Source organism: Bradyrhizobium canariense, from assembly GCF_900105125.1.
Lineage (GTDB): Bacteria > Pseudomonadota > Alphaproteobacteria > Rhizobiales > Xanthobacteraceae > Bradyrhizobium > Bradyrhizobium canariense_A.
The window spans coordinates 5,664,192-5,680,551 of record NZ_LT629750.1 but is presented as its reverse complement, the minus strand read 5'-3'; the positions used below and the strand labels follow the sequence as shown (position 1 = coordinate 5,680,551).

Sequence of the window (16,360 nt, the reverse complement as noted above, 5' to 3'; positions counted from 1 at the left end):
CCGCTTGACGTCTAAGCCAAATCACCGGCACCTGCCGCGCCGTCCCGCCTCGATGAGAGGGGCGTACGCGTCGTCACGGACGTTGCGGCGGGATGCGGTGGACGCGGCAGCGTGTGAGACGAGCACGCGGGCGCGGACGGTGAAGCCGTGTGGTCCTGATGCCCCGACGCTGGCATCAAATCGGCGATGATGCTTCGCATCACACCGATGACGGCGACAACAAAGCCCGGTCGCCGGGGAGAGCCCGGAATAAGCCGTTAAAACCATTGCGCAGGGAATGCCGGCGCGCTCCGGTTCACCTGTGGCGACTAACTCGTGTGCTTTCTACTTTTGCACACGGGGCTGCGGGTGCAGCCGCGCACCCGGCATTCCCTGCGCCCTCTCTCCCCTCTTGGGTTTTTTGGGCCAACGCTTCCTGCAACCCGGGCGCGATCCGCGCCGCGGGAAGGCTGGCGTGCATCTTCAGTTCTTTGAAATTCGAATCAACAATCTGCATGGGAGTTCGATCCAAACAATCGAATGGTCGATATCGCCGCAACGGCAGTGCGCTCCCTCTCCCCTTGTGGGAGAGGGCTGGGGTGAGGGGTCCCGGTCTATCGTTAGGCCTTAACCCCTCACCCGGATCGCATCTTCGATGCAATCCGACCTCTCCCACAAGGGGAGAGGTGATTGAGCCCGCGGCGCGCGCCGCCCGATTGCGCCGCGCTCCGTCCCGGTTACGATGACCCCGCCGCCCCCGGTGCGCGTCACCGGACATAAATTAGTTCGGCTGCCTGCTGGAGGAGGAACCACCATGACACGATTGATGATCCTGAACGGCCCCAACCTGAATCTTTTGGGCGTGCGCGAGCCGCATATCTACGGCACCACGACGCTGGCGCAGATCAAAGAAAACTGCGAGCAGCACGCGACGAGGCTCGGGCTCGAGCTTTCGTTTTATCAGTCGAACCACGAGGGCGAGCTGGTTGACCTGATCCAGTCGGCGCGGCAGAGCGCGGACGCCATCATCATCAATCCGGCCGGCTATTCCTTCACCTCGGTCGCCATCCTCGATGCGATCAAGGCGTTCGAGGGGCCGACGCTGGAAGTGCACATTTCCAACATCCACGCCCGCGACGAATATCACCGGCATTCGAAGATCTCGTCGGCCGCGACCGGCGTGATCTGCGGACTGGGCCCCTACGGCTACATTGCCGCGATGCACGCGGTGGCGGAGATGGTGAAAAAGGCTTGAGCGCGCAAACCAGCAACGTCATTGCGAGCGAAGCGAAGCAATCCAGAGAACCGTGGAGCCGATTCTGGATTGCTTCGTCGCTTTGCTCCTCGCAATAACGCCCTAGATGAATCCGCGTAACTTCATTGCGTACGAACACGCCGTACACCCAGCCCTCACGCCAGCGTATGCACGATGACAGGACCGGCGACCGCGGTGGCGGGGCCGGTGAGCAGCGGCGCGAGATCGGTCTCGATCCAGGCGAGCGCGCGCCGGTTGGCTTCCTCCGCGCCGGCATGATTGTTGAAGAGGCTGATCGCGGTCACGGTGTCGTCGGGCGCATAGACCACGTAATAGGCCATGAAGCCTTCGACATCGCTGATGATCGGAATCGCGCCTTCCTTGATCCGGCGCGTCAGTTCCTCGGCTTGACCGGTCTTTGCCTTGCCCTGACGGATGGCGGCATACATGAAACCCTCCTCCCGGCTATCTGTGAATCGCGATTGCTGCGTTGGTGCAGCAGACGCGCGGGCGGATCGCGCCCACGCCCGATCGTACGCCTTCCCGCACGACTTCACCATCGAAGTTGCTGCGCTTGGCGCTTCGATGTCGCCGCAAGCGCCGCGCAGCGTTCGACTCGGCTTGATGCAAGCGAGACACAGTCAACTTGTGGATGCCAAGTAAATTTTGGCGGGAACACAGTCCCGACTCTGGCAAACAGATTCAACGCGTGTCATCGTGCGGAACAGGAAGCCGCTAAATGGGTTGCGTAAGATGAATGGAAGAAATCCATCAGTCGCGCAGAGTGCCGCCATGGGATTGCTGGCGGCCGCTGACATCTGGTCGACGAGCGAAAGCACGCCGAGCGTCAGCGCAACGAGTGCCGGCATCTCTGCGCCTGCCGAAACGCCTGAGAAAATTGCGATCGAGCCTGACGTTGCGGCCGAGCCTGAAACCGTGACGGTCAACGCGCTGCCGCAATCCGAGGCCGCGACGGCGGATATCAAACCCCGCAGCATGCGCGAGCGATTCGCGGCCGCGATCTGGCCGGTGGATGCGCTGATGTCGGCGGTTGCGAAAACGCCCGAGATCGCAACGGCCGAGCCCGCGACAATCGCGATTCAAACCGAGCCTGCGGCGATCGCAATCGTGTTGCCGCAATCGGCGGCAGCCGATGACGCGAAACCCGGCACGGTCGGCGAGCGATTCGTCGCGACGAGCCGCGCGGCGGACGAGACGCGCGACGAGATGCGCGTGGCCGAGCCCCTCACCTGGCCGCCGCGAAAATTGTCGCTGGCGCTGCAAGGCGGCGGCTCGTTCGCGGCGTTCACCTGGGGCGTGCTGGAACGGCTGCTGGAAGAACCCGGCTGCGAGTTCGATGTCATCAGCGGCGCCAGCGCCGGCGCGGTCAATGCCGTGCTGCTGGCGAGCGGGCTGGCCGAAGGCGGGCGCGAGGGCGCGCACGCGCGGCTGCGGAATTTCTGGGCGCGGACCATGAACGAGGCCTCGTTCCGTTCGCAAATGCTGCTGGGCGGATTTTCGCCGGCCGGAAGCACGATGGCGCTCGGGCCGGCGCTGCGATCGGGACAGTTCGATCCGTTCGACCTCGATCCGCTGCGCCAGTCGCTGGAAAGGGACATTTCATTTGCCGCGTTGCGCGATCCGGCCTGCCCAAAGCTGCTGATCGCGGCGACGCGGGTGCGCGACGGCCGGCTGCAGATTTTCCGCAACCGCGACATCACCGCCGATGTGCTGCTGGCCTCGACCTGCCCGCCGCAGGTGCATTGCGCGGTCGAAATCGATGGCCACGCCTATTGGGATGGCGGCTACTCCGCCAATCCGCCGGTGGTCCGACTGGTGCAGGAATCCGAAACCGCCGACGTGCTGGTGGTTCAGGTCACGCCGGCGCGCGACAGCTACATTCCGATGACGATGGCGGCGATCGACCGCCGCGTCGATCAGATCACCGCCAATCTGGCGCTGAATGCCGAAATCGCCGCGCTGGAATGGGCGCGTGACGCCAGCCCGGCATCGTCGCATCTGCCGCGGATCTTCCGGATCGCGGCCGAAGACGAGATCGACGGCCTGGCCCAGCGCAGCGCGGTCGATCTCGGGCGCAACTTCATCACGCTGCTGCACCGGCACGGCCGCGCCGCGGCCGACCGCTGGCTGACACAGGCACCGGACGGACGGCCGCTCGCCACCCAGCAGCCGCGCCGGGAATTTGCGATGCTTGATGCGAAGATGGCCGAGACGAATCAGTCTGTCGCCGAGCCGGCGCTGGCCTGACAGCGCCGCCGCACTCTCGCTCGTCACACACGCGGCGAGCGATAACCCCGGACTTTTGCGGGCGATGGAATCACCGCAAAATCGGCACAGTCTGGTGGTGCATTCACGCTCGGCCGTTAGCGGTTTGTTAATCTAACAACGAAACCCCGGGCAGGCGTTGGAACTCGTTGATTGTTTGGCTACGCCAATGCGTGACAATCGGTGCCAGGAATTTTGTTCAAAGGCCATTAACACCAACCGAGCTTTTTCAGATGACTGAATCCACGTCTTTTCTGACGGAATTGGAAGAGGCGGTATCCAAGGGGACAGCCGAGAGCTGTTTACGCGCCCTTTGGCACGCGACCGACGTTCTGATTGCCGGCCGCTATTCCGAAGACCAGATCTGGACTTTTGGCGAAGTCATCGGCCGCCTGGCGGAAGAAATCGAGCACACCGCGCGCGTCCGGCTTTCGAACAAGCTCGCGCCCAGCAGCAACGCGCCGTTCGACGTCATCAAGAAACTCGCCTTCGACGATTCCATCGACGTGGCGGGTCCGGTTCTGCGGCAGTCGGAGCGGATCGATTCCAAAACGCTGGTCGCCAATGCCCGCTGCAAGAGCCAGCAGCATTTGCTCGCCATCTCCAAACGCAAATCCATTCCCGACACCGTGACCGATGTCCTGGTGGTGCGCGGATCGGCCGAGGTGGCTTCTTCCGTGGCGAAGAATGGCGGCGCGCGGTTTTCCGGTTCCGGTTTTCTGCATCTTTTAAAACGCTCCGAGGACGACTCGATTCTTGCCGAACAGGTCGGCATGCGCAAAGACATTCCCCGGCACCTGTTCCAGCAGTTGATTTCGAAGGCCTCCGACGACGTCCGGCGCAAACTCGGACGCGAGCGCCCCGACATGGGCGACCTCATTCAAAGCGTGGTCACCGATGTCACCGGCAACATCCACGCGAAATTCGGGCCGGCGTCGAAAAACTATTTCGCCGCGAAACGGACGGTGGGCAAGCTTCATCAGTATGGCGAGCTCAACGAAGACAAGGTTTTCGAATTCGCGCACTCGCTTAAATTCAACGAGACGGCGGTCTCCCTGTCATTGCTGTGCAATGTGCCGATCGATGTCGTCGAGCGCGCTCTGGTCGACGTCAATCGCGAGGCCGTGCTGATTCTGGCCAAGGCGCTGAACTTCTCGTGGTCGACGACGATGTCGCTGCTGTTTCTGGGCGCGCCGAATTACCGGATCACCGCCGGCGACCTCGATCGCATGAAGATCGACTTCCAGAAATTGAATGTCGAAACCTCAAAGCAGGTGCTGACGGTTTATCGCTCCCGCAAGGAAGCCTCGACCGAGGGCAGCGCGCTGCCGTCGCAGCGGCAGGCGTAGCGGAGCTTCGTCGATTCCGATTTAGTCAAGACCCGGCTCAGACGCCGCGATCAAGCAGCGCCTTGAACTCGGCGCGGGCGCGCTCCGCCTCGAGCCGCGCGGTTTCCGAGGCGTCGCCGAGGCCGAAATAGCCGTGGATCAGGCCGAGGCCCTGATGATAGCGGGTCGGAACGCCGGCGGCTTCCAGCGCTTTGGCGTAAGCCTCGCCTTCGTCGCGCAGCGGATCGAACCACGCGGTGCAGACGATCGCGGGCGCAAGACCCGCAAGGCTTTTGGCGCGCAGCGGCGAGACGCGCCAGTCCGCCGCCTGCTTTGCCTCCGCCAGGTAATGGCCGGCGAACCATTGCATCACCGCGCGCGACAGGAAATAGCCTTCCGCGTTTTCCGCCCGCGACGGAAACCGCGCATTCTCGCCGGCGTCCGCGTAATTTCCGACGACATCGGTGACGGGATAGACCAGCAATTGCGCCGCCAGTTTTATGCCTTCATCGCGGCAGGCGATCGCCGCCGTCGCCGCCAGATTACCGCCGGCACTGTCGCCGGCCACGCCGACGCGCGCGGCATCGCCGCCAAACTCACCAAGGCGCGCGATGACGTCGCGCGTGGCGGCAAAGGCATCCTCGAACGCGCCGGGAAAACGGGTTTCCGGCGGCCGCCGGTAGTCGACGGAGACAACGACGGCACCGGTCTCGATCGCGAGCCGGCGCGCCTGCCGGTCATGGGTTTCGAGATCGCCGGCGACCCAGCCGCCGCCGTGAAAAAACACCACCGTCGACGATTTTCCGGTGGCAACGCGATAGACCCGCGCGGCCAGCGGACCGGCCGCGCCCTTCACCTCGATATCCTCCACGCTCCTGATCGGCGGCGGCGGAACGGCCGCACGCGCCGCTGCAAGCGCGCGGAGCGCATCGCGGGCGCTTTGCGGCGTCATCGTCGCGGGATCGCGCAACGGCAGGTGCGGAATGATCTCGGCGATAACAGGATCGAGCGGTGTGGTCATGGCGAAGCCCCGGAGCGCGTTGGAAGCTTCAGCATAGGTTTCGCTTTCGGCGCAGGCAACTCGTCATGGCCGGCACACATCCGGCCATGACGCGCGAAAACGCGATCGCCTTACTTCGGCAACGCGACGGGCTTGATCTCGAACGGACCCGGATCCTTCCCCTTGTTGTCGCCGATGATGTAGGACAATTTGCCTTCCGCCACCCATCCGGTGTCGCCGATCTGCGTCACCGAGACCGGCTCGGCAAAACCGTCCTTGATGGTCTCGACATTCGCCTCGTCGCCTTTAACCGTGATCTTGTCGAGCTTGCCGTTGCCCTCGATCAGCAGGAAGCTATCACCAAACGCGCGCATCGCATCCGCATGGTCGAGCGGGCGAGACGGCTTGAGCTCAGTGACCGCACCGGCCTTGCCGTCCTTGGCCGCGATCCTGAACAGTTTTGCCGGAACATAGGTCGTGACATAGAGATTGCCGTCCGACCCAATCGCGATGCCGTCGAGGCCGACGCCGTCCTTTGCCGGCGCCAGCATCGGATCGGTCGCCCAGACCTCGAGCGCATCGCCGCCCGGCTTCAGGTTGTAGACAATGGGCGTAAAGGAGTCGGAGACATAGGCGGTGCCATCGCTGCCGACCACAATGTCGTTGCACAGCGATTTCGGATCCTTCAGCGCAAAGCTGCCCTTCGGTGCGCCGCTTTTGAGATCGAAGGTTTTCAGCCACGCGCCCTTGGTGTCGCCAGGACCGGGAACGCCGAAACCGGTGATGTCATTGGAGCAGACATACAGCGTGCCGCTGTTTTCGTCGGCCAATACGCCCAGGGTCGAACGGCTGCCGCCGGCGCCGGGCGCGATGAACTGTTCGGCCTTGCCACCGGGCGCGGCTTTCACGACGCCGCCAAGGTTGAAGCTGCCGGCATAGAGCGTGCCGTCCTTGGTGGATGTCAGGCTTTCCGGAAAGCTTTTGTCGGGCACGCCGACCGGCGTGGTCTGGGCACGCGCAACGCCGAAAGGCGTTACGCCGAACATGAGGGCCAATCCGGCCGCACCGAGCGCACGCGCGCAACGGATCTTGAACAAGTCTCCCTGAACGAGCGAGCATAGAGCAACGCTATCTTCTTTTTTCATGATTGAGATTCCTGATCGAGGTGAGTTGGACGAAGCAATGCCTCAAGGCCGATCATCACCAGCCATCGGTTCGCTGCGCGAGCGACGAGCGCTGCGAAGGGCCGCGGTCCAACGACGGCGGCCGGACGTAATCCGATCCGCAATCCTAAGCTGCCGATCGGCAACTTGAAAGCGACAACGACAACATCTTCGAAGTGGAACTAAATCAGCTGCTTTGAAAGCCTGCCTGTTTCGATCGCATCGATTTGCAGTGCAATGTAGCGGCTGTAGATGCGGGCCTGCGAAAATGCACCGCCGGTGAACCACAGGCCGGGCTGGCCGGTGCGCGTCCACATGCTACGAAGTTCCTGAGTTTGTTCGTCAAATCCCCAGACGCGCCCGACGCGCCGCGCAACATCGGCGCCGAACAACTGTTCCAGGAGATGATCGAGACCTTTGTAACCCGTCGCCAGAACGAACAGTTCCGCTGTTAACGTCGAGCCATCCCTCAGACGCAATCCGTCGGCGACGATATCTGTAATGTCGGCCGATTGAATCAGCCGGACTTTTCCGTCCGCAATCAGCTCGGAGCATCCGATATTGAAATAATAGCCGCCGCCGCGCGAGCGGAATTTTAGCGGCCAGCCCGTGCCGCCTTCGCCGAACTCCAATCGAAACCCTGCGCGCTCGAGACGCGGCAGCAGGGGCGCATCAAGCTTCTTGACCTCGTCGGTGATCAACCGGTGCGCCGCTTTCATCACCGGAAGCGGCACGCTCGAATTGAGGATGTCGCGAATCTCGATCGGCGGCCCATCGCCGAGATAAGTCCGGTCATAAAGCTGAGCGGGTTCGACATTGACGACCATGGTGGGACTGCGCTGCACCATCGTCACTTGCGCGCCGCTGGCTTGCAGCTCCTGGCAGATGTCATGCGCGCTGGTGCCGGTGCCGAACACGATCACTGAGCGGCCGGCCCATTGTTGGCCGGCGGCGACCTGGCTGGAGTGCAGAACCTGGCCTTTGTAATTTTCCAGATTGTCGATTTTGGGAATGTTCGGCGTTCCGCTCACGCTGGTCGCAAGCACGATATGCTTCGGCCGCAGTGTTCGCTTCTCCCCGGCGCGCAGCACTCGAGCAGTCCAGCGTTGCGTCGCCCCGTCATAGGCGGCGCCTTCGAAACTCGTCTTGGTCCAGAAATTGACCTCCATGATATCGACATAGCTTTCCAGCCAATTCGCGATCTGGTCCTTCGGGATGTAGTCCGGAAAGGTCACCGGAAACGGCAGGTAGCGCAGGTGATAGACCGGCGTCTTGTTGTGCAGCTTGAGGCCGCGGTAGCGCAGGCGCCAATTGTCCCCGACCCGCTCCTCCCGGTCGATCACCAGCGCGTCGAGGCCGATCCGCTTCAATTCGACGGCTGCGGAAATGCCGGCATGGCCGCCGCCAACGATGAGGACATCGGGTTCGCGATCCGCAAAGGACACAGATTGCTGTCGCTGCTCCAGCCAATCGGGGTCTGCGAAATCCCGTGTGTGAGATATGTTCATAGAAGAATTGGAGCGGGCCTCGCAGATCCGGTTGAAATCGAGCAACGTGGAAATCGTCCACGCCGCAGCAAGGCCGCCTGATGTTGACGAACTCAGCAGCCGCAGTGCACCAGCGCCCGGTCCGTTCGTCGTATCAAAAGAGAAAACCGCCTCGATGACATCGCGTCCGGCGACAACCGCCCGGCGCGGCATCATTGCGGCAGCGTCGATCCGGAATCCGGTCGCACGAACCTGTGTGGCCCGTTGAGGCAGTTCATTGACGAGCCTCTCGCGACCGCTGAACGTTGCTAGGCGCCAGGAAATACCAAACAGGTTTCGCCAGTGACTGTCAGGCGCGAACAAACCGGATAGAGCGCGTTCGGATCTGCCTTCGAGCGCCGCGCCAAAGGCACTGATCCATTCCCCGGCTATTTCCTCCGCCGAGGAGCTCGGTCTGTCCAGCATGGCCGCGCCTTCACACTTGATCGAGGCATTCTTCTTGTCATCGATCCGACACCACACCACTGCGATGCGCACCAGTCGTCATGAAAACGCGGGACGGCATTTTGCACCATCCCGCGTTATACTGTGCGCTATGCCGCGCGAACGAGATCCGCGTTGAGATGTTTCAGCCGCGGCATCACTTCCTGCTTCAACAACCGCAGCGAATTGTGCCAGGCTTCCGGCTTGTGCTTGTAGTCGAAGCCAAACACCAGGAGCGTGCCGAAGCCGCCGACCTCGTGCCAGATCTTCTCGATCTTCTCGGTGACGGTCGCTGGCGAGCCGACGACCCAGTTGTGACGGGCGCAATAGTCGACCGTGACATCGCTGTCGGGCACGTCGGGCGCGGCCTTGAGATAGTCCTTGAAGCCGAAATGACCGAGCAAGGGCAGGAAGTATTCGCCCATCATCCGGCCCATCATGTCGCCGGTCGACAATTTCCAGGCCTCTTCGTCAGTATCGGCGACGAACACCTCGCGCACCAGCCGCCAATCCCGGCGGTTCGGCTTGCGTCCGGTCTTGGCGGCCCCCAATTCGACCGAATCCCAATGGCTGGAGACATAGGCTGGGTTGAGGTTGAGGCTCATTGGAATGTAGCCGCGCTCACCTGCAAGCTTCAGCGTGTCCGAGTTCTTGCTCAAGCCCGCGACGCCAATCGGCGGATGCGGCGCCTGCAGCGGCTTGATGTGCGGCTTCAAGAAGTCGAACATGGTTTCGGGCTTTGTCACCGTCCAGTATTTTCCCTTGTAGGTCCACGGCGCATCGTCGGACCACATCTTCAGGATGATTTCCAGCGCCTCGCGCGTCATGTCGCGGTTCTGGCCGGACATGCCGTCGACGTTGAACATCGCCCAGTCGCTCGGCAGGCCGCTCGCTGCGACGCCGAAATTCAACCTACCCTCCGAAAGATGATCGAGCACCGCGACGCGGTTGGCGAGCTCGGCGGGGTGATGATAGGGAAGCAGGAAGCCGCCGGGGCCGAGACGGATATTTTTGGTTTGCAGGAAAGCCTGCGCCAGAATCAGGTCAGGCGCGGGATGCGGCTCCCATGGCGCGGTGTGGTGCTCGCCGATCCAGGCTTCCTGGTAGCCGAGCTCATCGAGCCAGCGCAGCACCTGAAGGTCCCAATCTTGGCCCTCTTTCAATCCGCACTCCGGCGGATGGGAGGGCATCGTGAAATATCCGATCTCCATGAAGTTTCCTCTCGCTTGTTTCGTCTCCTCTGACGCGTCTTGTGCGCGTCCGAAACAATCATAGCACGAGGGAAACGGGCTGACACCTGACGTGGTCATACCGAATTGTCGCGCGGGATGACGACCTTATGGATATCGTGACCCAAGCGAGTTGCTCCGTGCCAAGGACCACCGCAGACCTCGCCACCCCCGATCGGCTTCACGGCGGCATGGATCGCCTTGAATCGTGATCTCGCGCCGAGGCCGCCTCGTTTTCAGCGTCCATCTCCTGCCCATGTCGATTGTGCCCCCGCACGCGTCCTGTCAGGTCGCCCACTGAGGTTCACTTCTCCAGTCGCCGCAGTTCCGGGTTGTCGCAGTCGACCGTGTCATCATCGCAACGTCATAGGTGTTGTGCGCCTGTCGAAATTGTTAAGCGTGGCGATCTTCGCTAACAGTCCATGGCTCGATTGCTCATCGACCGCAGGTGTCATTTGAAACGCTTTATTGTCTACGCCGGCCTCTTCCTGGTGGTTTTGGTCAATTACATCGATCGTGTGAATTTGTCGGTTGCTGCCGGTCCGCTGCGCAAGGCGCTGGATCTTTCCGCGGTGCAGCTCGGCTATATCTTCTCCTCGTTCTCGTGGACCTACATCATTTTCCTGATCCCGCTCGGACGACTCGTCGATCGCTGGGGTGCGGCAAAGGCATTACCCGCCGCGCTGGCCGTATGGTCGCTCGGCGGCGTGATGACAGGCTTTTCCGGCAGCTACGCTGGATTGCTGGTGAGCCGGCTCGTGCTTGGCGCCGGCGAAGCCGTCACCTATCCCGCGGGTGCGCGCGTCATTCGCGACTGGGTACCACGGGAAGAACGCGGATTTGCCCAGGCGCTGATGAGCAGCGGCCAGATGTTTGGTCCAGCGTTCGGGGCGATCTTCGTCGGCTGGCTGGTCGCGAGCTTCGGCTGGGAGCTTTCCTTCATCATCAGTGGCGGTCTCGGCTTTGTGCTGGCCGCGGCCTGGTTTCTCATCTATCACCAACCCGAGGATGCATCCTGGCTCGATCAGGCCGAAAAAACCAGAATTCTCGCCGGCCGTGACATCAGCAAAAATCAGAGCAAGGACTCCGGGCCCGCACAGCCGGTGCTTGGCAGCTTCCTGCGCAGCCCGACGATGTGGGCGCTGGCCTTTGTCCAGGGTTGCGGTATCTATTTGCAATATTTGTTCGTCAACTGGCTGCCAACTTATCTGCAATCCAGCAACAGCATGGGGATCATGAGCGCCAGCGCGCTGACGGCAATCCCTTATTTGTTCGCCGGCGTCACCGTCATTTCGCTCGCCAAACTGAGCGACCGGATCCTGAGCCGCAAGACGATCGCGAATGGCGGCCGTCGCCTGGTGATCGCAGGCTGCCTGTGCCTCGCCGCCATCATCCTGGTGACGCCCTTTATGTCCTCGTTCTGGCTGATCCTCGGCGTGATCAGTGTATCGCTGGGATGCGCCGCGTCGGCGACATCCATGAACCTCGCACTGGCAAACGATCTGCTGCGCAACAGCAATCATGCAGGCATCGCGGCGAGCTTCGTGATTTTCGGCGGCAATCTGTTCGGCGCCTTCGCGCCCGTCATCACCGGCTATGCGATCTCAAGTACATACGGCTTCAAGGGCGCGTTCGTGATCGCCGGTATCCTGCTGGTGCTTGGATCTATCGTTTGCGCGCTGTTGACGCGAGACCCGATCGATCAACAGTCCGAAGCCGAACCAGTTCCTGCGCCGGCAATCTGAGGTGACCCATGCACAAGCTGACCGTCGCAACCGTTGCACGGAATTACTACAACCTGCCCTTATGGATCGGACAGGAACAAAACTTCTTTCGCGAGCAGGACCTCGATGTCACTCTGAATGAAAACGACTCCGTCGATGTTGTAACGGCTTGCCTGCGCCGAGGTGAGGCACAGTTGGCGCGCGGGATTACCGAGCACGTTATCCTGGATCGCGAGGCGGGCGGCAGTCTTGAGATCGTTGCCGGAAGCATCAACAAGCTGCCGTTCTCGTTGATCTGCAAGGCCTCCATCAAAACCATCAAGCAGTTAAAAGGCAAGGTGATCGGTGCATCGTCCGTCGAGGCCGGCAGTTCGTCTCTCATCATGGAGATCCTGGCTCAGGAGGGCCTGAAACATCCTGACGACTACACGATCCGGGCCGTCGGCCCGATGATGAGCCGCTGGGAACTGCTGAAGACGGGCGAAATCGACGGCGGCCTGCAGGGCGTTCCGATGAACTTCATCGCACTCGATGCCGGTTTTAACACGCTGATCGAGCCGCGCGACCGGTTTCCTGATTTCCAGTTCAGCTCGTTGAATGCGGACGCGCGATGGGCCGCCGCAAACCGGGAAATTTTGGTTCGCTTCCTTCAGGCCTGCCTGAAGGCGCACGATTGGTATTACGCCAATCGCGAACTATCGTCCGACCTTGCGGCGTACAAAATGAAGCTCGATCGCGACTACGCATTACGCGCCTGGGATGAATGCGTTGCCGCTGAAATCATGCCGCGGGACGCGAAGGCGAGCATCGCTGCGGTCCAGACATTGATCGAAGTCAGCGGCCTGATCCGGGCGCTATCGAAGCGCACCGGGAGCCACGCGGAAGATTACATCAATCCGTCCTATCTCGATGACGCTTCGAAGCGGCATCGCCTCCTTGTCAATTGACGCGACTGGAAGGCCTGACCTTCCGGTAGCGCTTCAGCCGTTACCGCGCCCCGAACGTTGTCTTTCCGAACAATTCCTTCTGGGTCGAAGGCTGCGAGCGCCAATATTGCGGTGGGGCGTCGACATGGCCACCGAGCTCGGCCGCGGCGTGCCAACCCCAGCGCGGGTCGTAGAGCATGCCGCGGGCCAGCGCGACCATGTCGGCCTTCCCTGATGCGACGATTTCCTCGGCCTGCTTCGCTTCCGTAATCAGGCCGACCGCCATCGTGGTCAACCCGGTGGCCTCTTTCACCGCTTGCGCAAACGGCACCTGATAGCCGGGCGAAAGCGGGATCTTCTGCAGCGGCGAGACACCACCCGAGGACACATCGATCCAGTCGACGCCGCGCTTCTTCAGCTCTTTTGCGAATTCGATGGTCTGCGCGATGTCCCAGCCGCCCTCGACCCAGTCGGTCGCAGATACCTTGACGCCAATCGGCTTCTGCTCCGGAAATACCGCACGCACCGCGTCATACACTTCGAGCGGAAAGCGCAGGCGGTTTTGCAACGATCCGCCATATTGATCGGTGCGCTTGTTCGAGATCGGCGACAGGAACTGATGCAGGAGATAGCCGTGCGCGCCGTGCAGCTCCAGCGCATCGAGGCCGAGCCGCTCGGCCCGCTTTGCGGCGGACACGAACGCCTCGCGCACGCGCGCCAAGCCCGGCGCATCGAGCGCCAGAGGCGCCAGTTCACCTTCCTTGTGCGATACCGCGGACGGACCTTCGGTCTGCCAACCGCCTTCGGCGAGCGGAATCTGCTGCCCACCATCCCACGGCGTGTGGCTCGATCCCTTGCGCCCGGCATGGGCGAGTTGCATCGCTACCGCGCTCTTGGAATGTTTGCGCACCGAGGCGATGATCGGTTTCAGCGCCGCTTCGGTGGCGTCATTCCACAATCCGAGGCAGCCCGGCGTGATGCGGCCGATCGCTTCCACATGGGTTGCCTCGATACAGAACATCGCCGCGCCCGATAGCGCCAGCATGTTGATGTGCGTGAAGTGCCAGTCATTGGCTTCGCCGTTTTCAGCCGAATACTGGCACATCGGCGCCACCATGATGCGATTGGGGAGCTTAAGGCCGCGCAATTGGATCGGAGAAAACAGGGTGCTCATGGGGGGATATCCTGACAGGAGGGGATCGATCGTTGCACCCCAATCTATGTGAGGCGCGACGCTTTGCTCAACCGCGCCCACTATTGTTTGATCCTCATTGTTTGATGCCCGCGGCCTTGATTACTGCCATGTTGACCGCGGTCTCGCGCTTGACGAGATCGTCGATCTCGGCAGGGGTCATCGGCACTGCTTCGACGCCGAGCTGCTTCAGGCTTTCCTGCATCGCAGGCTCAGACAGCACCTTGACGCCGGCAGCATGGAATTTGTCGACGATGTCGCGCGGCGTTTTCGCCGGCATGAAGACGCCGAACCAGATCGCGCTGTCAGCATCTTTCAATCCGATCTCCGTCGGTGCCGGCACGTCGGGCAGATCCGCGATACGTTTTGGCGTCGAGACCAACAGCGCGCGCACCTGGCCGGCGTGGATCAATGGAAGCGCGGTCGCCAACGGACAGAAATAAAAATCGACGCGACCGCCGATGATATCGGCGATCACTTCGGCGCCGCCGCGATAGGGAACATGCGTGGCCTCGATGCCGGCGGCGAGGCGGAATTTTTCGGCGCTGATATGCACCGCACTGCCGATACCGACCGAGCCGAACGAGATCGAGCCGGGTTTGGCCTTGGCGTCCGCAATGAAATCCTGCACGGTCTTCCATGGCCGCGACACCGGCACGATCATCACATTGGCGCTGGAGCCGATCATCAGCGCACCCGAGAGGTCACGGCTGGCATCGAACGACAGATTCGGAAAAATCGCGGGCGCAATCGTCAGCGCCGAGGAATGGGCGAGAACGCTGTAACCGTCGGGATCAGCCCTGGCAACCAGCGCCGTGCCAAGCGTGCCACCGGCGCCGGGACGATTCTCGACCACGATGGACTGGCCCAGTTCAGCGGCGAGACGATCGAACACCAGACGCGGCACCACATCGGTCGCGCTGCCGGCCCCGAACGGGATTGTCGCCTTGATCAGATGCGACGGCCAGGTTTCCGCGTGCGCGGTGACGACAGCGAACAGGCTTGAGAGAACGAATATCAAACGGAAGAACTTGGTCATCGACGCTCCCTACTTTTCAGCGCCATGCTTGCAAGAACCGTTCCGTAGTTTCGGTCGTCCTCGCGAGAGCGAGGTCCCATAACGACCGGTGCCCGCAGCGAGAGCTTGGCCAGGACGACCAAGAATTCAATCCACCAGCGTGAATTGCAGCAACAGCGTGCGCTGGATCATCGAGAAATTGTCATCGGAGACCAGCGTCAACACGGTATCGCCCTCTGGCGTCACGAAGGCGTCGATGCCTTCCATGTTGTCGATTTCGTAGCCCAAATCCGCCTCGAAAATCGCGGGACCATCGACCAGCGCGCCGGGCGCCACCGATGTGAGCGGGATGCGGCGGATGCGGATGCCGATGCCTTCGACCAGCGAGAACTTCCGCTCCAGCACCAATAGTTCACCCGACGGCAGCAGCGTCGCGTCACTGATATCGTAGGCGTTGGTGCGGCGAACGCTGAATTGTCCGGGCGTCGGTCCCCCGACCATGAACGCGATGAGATTGCCGTCGGCATCGAGGCCACGCTCGGAAAGCGCGATCAGCGTTCCCGCCAACGGCTGGCCCCTGGGCACCATGACCAGCGCCTCAAGCCCCTTGTTGAAAGGAAGCTTTTTAACGGCAGGTGGCATCGGCACCACCTCGCCACGCGAGCGCGTAAAGCCCTTGCTGAAATCGAACCGAAGCACCTGGTTGACGCGTTCAAGCCCGATGTAAACCAATGAGCCGTCAAGCGCGATCGACTCGGTGTCGAACCAGCCGCGTGCCGTGATCGGCCTGCCGTCGGCCCCCAGCATCGGCGCCACCTCGACATCGGCGAGCCCGGTCATCTCGCTTTCCTGGTAGAGGATACGGCCGGTGAACCAGCTGCCCTTGTCGCTGAAAGAGATGAAGCGCTCGCCTTTGCTGTCGAGCCGGATTCCCGATAGCCCGCCAAAGCCGCGATAGCTCGACGTGAGAACCAGCCCGCTGCGATATTGCAGCGAACCAATCCGCACATGCGAGCGGTCGCGGGGATCGAACGAGGGAATCGGCCGGGCATTGACCTCGATCGAAACGGGAGCGGCGACCGAATGTTCATCCGGCGTTGACGGCTTTGGCGGCTCCGTTGCGAGCTGCGCCCGCGCGATCCCGGGCAGCGCGGCGAGCGATAGTCCGGCCGCCGTGGATTTCAGCAAGCGACGGCGGGAGAGGTCGAACGACATTGAGACCTGTTCTTCGAGGGCCGCGAGTTCAGTCCCACCGCTCCCCCAGGCGTGAGGGAGTATAATTCCGCTGCG

The 16,360-nt window shown here is 62.0% G+C and carries 13 protein-coding genes; 5 read left to right on the top strand and 8 right to left on the bottom strand.

Features of this window, described 5'->3' with window-relative positions:
- Positions 1–793: 793 nt before the first annotated feature.
- A complete protein-coding gene (gene aroQ, locus BLV09_RS26935) occupies positions 794–1,234 on the top strand; it encodes a type II 3-dehydroquinate dehydratase (RefSeq protein ID WP_146689567.1) in 441 nt (146 codons plus the stop codon).
- A gap of 155 nt (positions 1,235–1,389) precedes the next feature.
- Here the strand turns inward: aroQ and BLV09_RS26930 are convergent, their stop codons facing one another.
- Complete coding sequence (locus BLV09_RS26930) at positions 1,390–1,683, bottom strand: antibiotic biosynthesis monooxygenase (protein ID WP_100385263.1); 294 nt, start codon at positions 1,681–1,683, stop codon at positions 1,390–1,392.
- A 343-nt stretch (positions 1,684–2,026) separates the two neighbouring features.
- Here BLV09_RS26930 and BLV09_RS26925 point away from each other — a divergent pair, with 343 nt between their 5' ends.
- Together BLV09_RS26925 and BLV09_RS26920 are read left to right on the top strand one after the other, a co-directional pair.
- The gene (locus BLV09_RS26925; RefSeq protein ID WP_244548827.1) at positions 2,027–3,502 is read left to right on the top strand and encodes a patatin-like phospholipase family protein; all 1,476 of its coding nucleotides are present in this window, start codon (positions 2,027–2,029) and stop codon (positions 3,500–3,502) included.
- 251 nt (positions 3,503–3,753) lie between these two features.
- Positions 3,754–4,869: a DUF2336 domain-containing protein gene (locus tag BLV09_RS26920; RefSeq protein ID WP_146689566.1), complete on the top strand. Its 1,116-nt coding sequence runs from the start codon at positions 3,754–3,756 to the stop codon at positions 4,867–4,869.
- A gap of 37 nt (positions 4,870–4,906) precedes the next feature.
- Here BLV09_RS26920 and BLV09_RS26915 read toward each other — a convergent pair whose 3' ends face one another.
- The 4 genes from BLV09_RS26915 to BLV09_RS26900 all read right to left on the bottom strand — a co-directional run bounded on the left by BLV09_RS26915 (position 4,907) and on the right by BLV09_RS26900 (position 10,192).
- The gene (locus BLV09_RS26915) at positions 4,907–5,869 is read right to left on the bottom strand and encodes an alpha/beta hydrolase (RefSeq protein WP_146689565.1); all 963 of its coding nucleotides are present in this window, start codon (positions 5,867–5,869) and stop codon (positions 4,907–4,909) included.
- Between the two features lie 110 nt (positions 5,870–5,979).
- A complete protein-coding gene (locus BLV09_RS26910; protein WP_146689564.1) occupies positions 5,980–6,993 on the bottom strand; it encodes a hypothetical protein in 1,014 nt (337 codons plus the stop codon).
- A gap of 200 nt (positions 6,994–7,193) precedes the next feature.
- Positions 7,194–8,963 (bottom strand): flavin-containing monooxygenase, encoded by a 1,770-nt coding sequence (locus BLV09_RS26905; RefSeq protein WP_146689563.1) that lies wholly within the window; start codon positions 8,961–8,963, stop codon positions 7,194–7,196.
- Positions 8,964–9,091: 128 nt separating this feature from the next.
- Positions 9,092–10,192: an LLM class flavin-dependent oxidoreductase gene (locus tag BLV09_RS26900; RefSeq protein ID WP_100385260.1), complete on the bottom strand. Its 1,101-nt coding sequence runs from the start codon at positions 10,190–10,192 to the stop codon at positions 9,092–9,094.
- 440 nt (positions 10,193–10,632) lie between these two features.
- On the opposite strand from BLV09_RS26900, the gene BLV09_RS26895 reads away from it, so the two are divergent.
- Both BLV09_RS26895 and BLV09_RS26890 read left to right on the top strand, forming a co-directional pair.
- A complete protein-coding gene (locus BLV09_RS26895) occupies positions 10,633–11,955 on the top strand; it encodes an MFS transporter (protein WP_146689562.1) in 1,323 nt (440 codons plus the stop codon).
- Between the two features lie 8 nt (positions 11,956–11,963).
- Entirely contained in the window at positions 11,964–12,881 is a 918-nt protein-coding gene (locus BLV09_RS26890) for an ABC transporter substrate-binding protein (RefSeq protein ID WP_146689561.1), read from the top strand.
- A 40-nt stretch (positions 12,882–12,921) separates the two neighbouring features.
- Here the strand turns inward: BLV09_RS26890 and BLV09_RS26885 are convergent, their stop codons facing one another.
- The 3 genes from BLV09_RS26885 to BLV09_RS26875 all read right to left on the bottom strand — a co-directional run bounded on the left by BLV09_RS26885 (position 12,922) and on the right by BLV09_RS26875 (position 16,285).
- Complete coding sequence (locus tag BLV09_RS26885) at positions 12,922–14,034, bottom strand: NADH:flavin oxidoreductase/NADH oxidase (RefSeq protein ID WP_146689560.1); 1,113 nt, start codon at positions 14,032–14,034, stop codon at positions 12,922–12,924.
- Positions 14,035–14,128: 94 nt separating this feature from the next.
- The gene (locus tag BLV09_RS26880; protein WP_146689559.1) at positions 14,129–15,091 is read right to left on the bottom strand and encodes a Bug family tripartite tricarboxylate transporter substrate binding protein; all 963 of its coding nucleotides are present in this window, start codon (positions 15,089–15,091) and stop codon (positions 14,129–14,131) included.
- 126 nt (positions 15,092–15,217) lie between these two features.
- Positions 15,218–16,285: an esterase-like activity of phytase family protein gene (locus tag BLV09_RS26875; RefSeq protein ID WP_146689558.1), complete on the bottom strand. Its 1,068-nt coding sequence runs from the start codon at positions 16,283–16,285 to the stop codon at positions 15,218–15,220.
- Positions 16,286–16,360 lie beyond the last annotated feature (75 nt).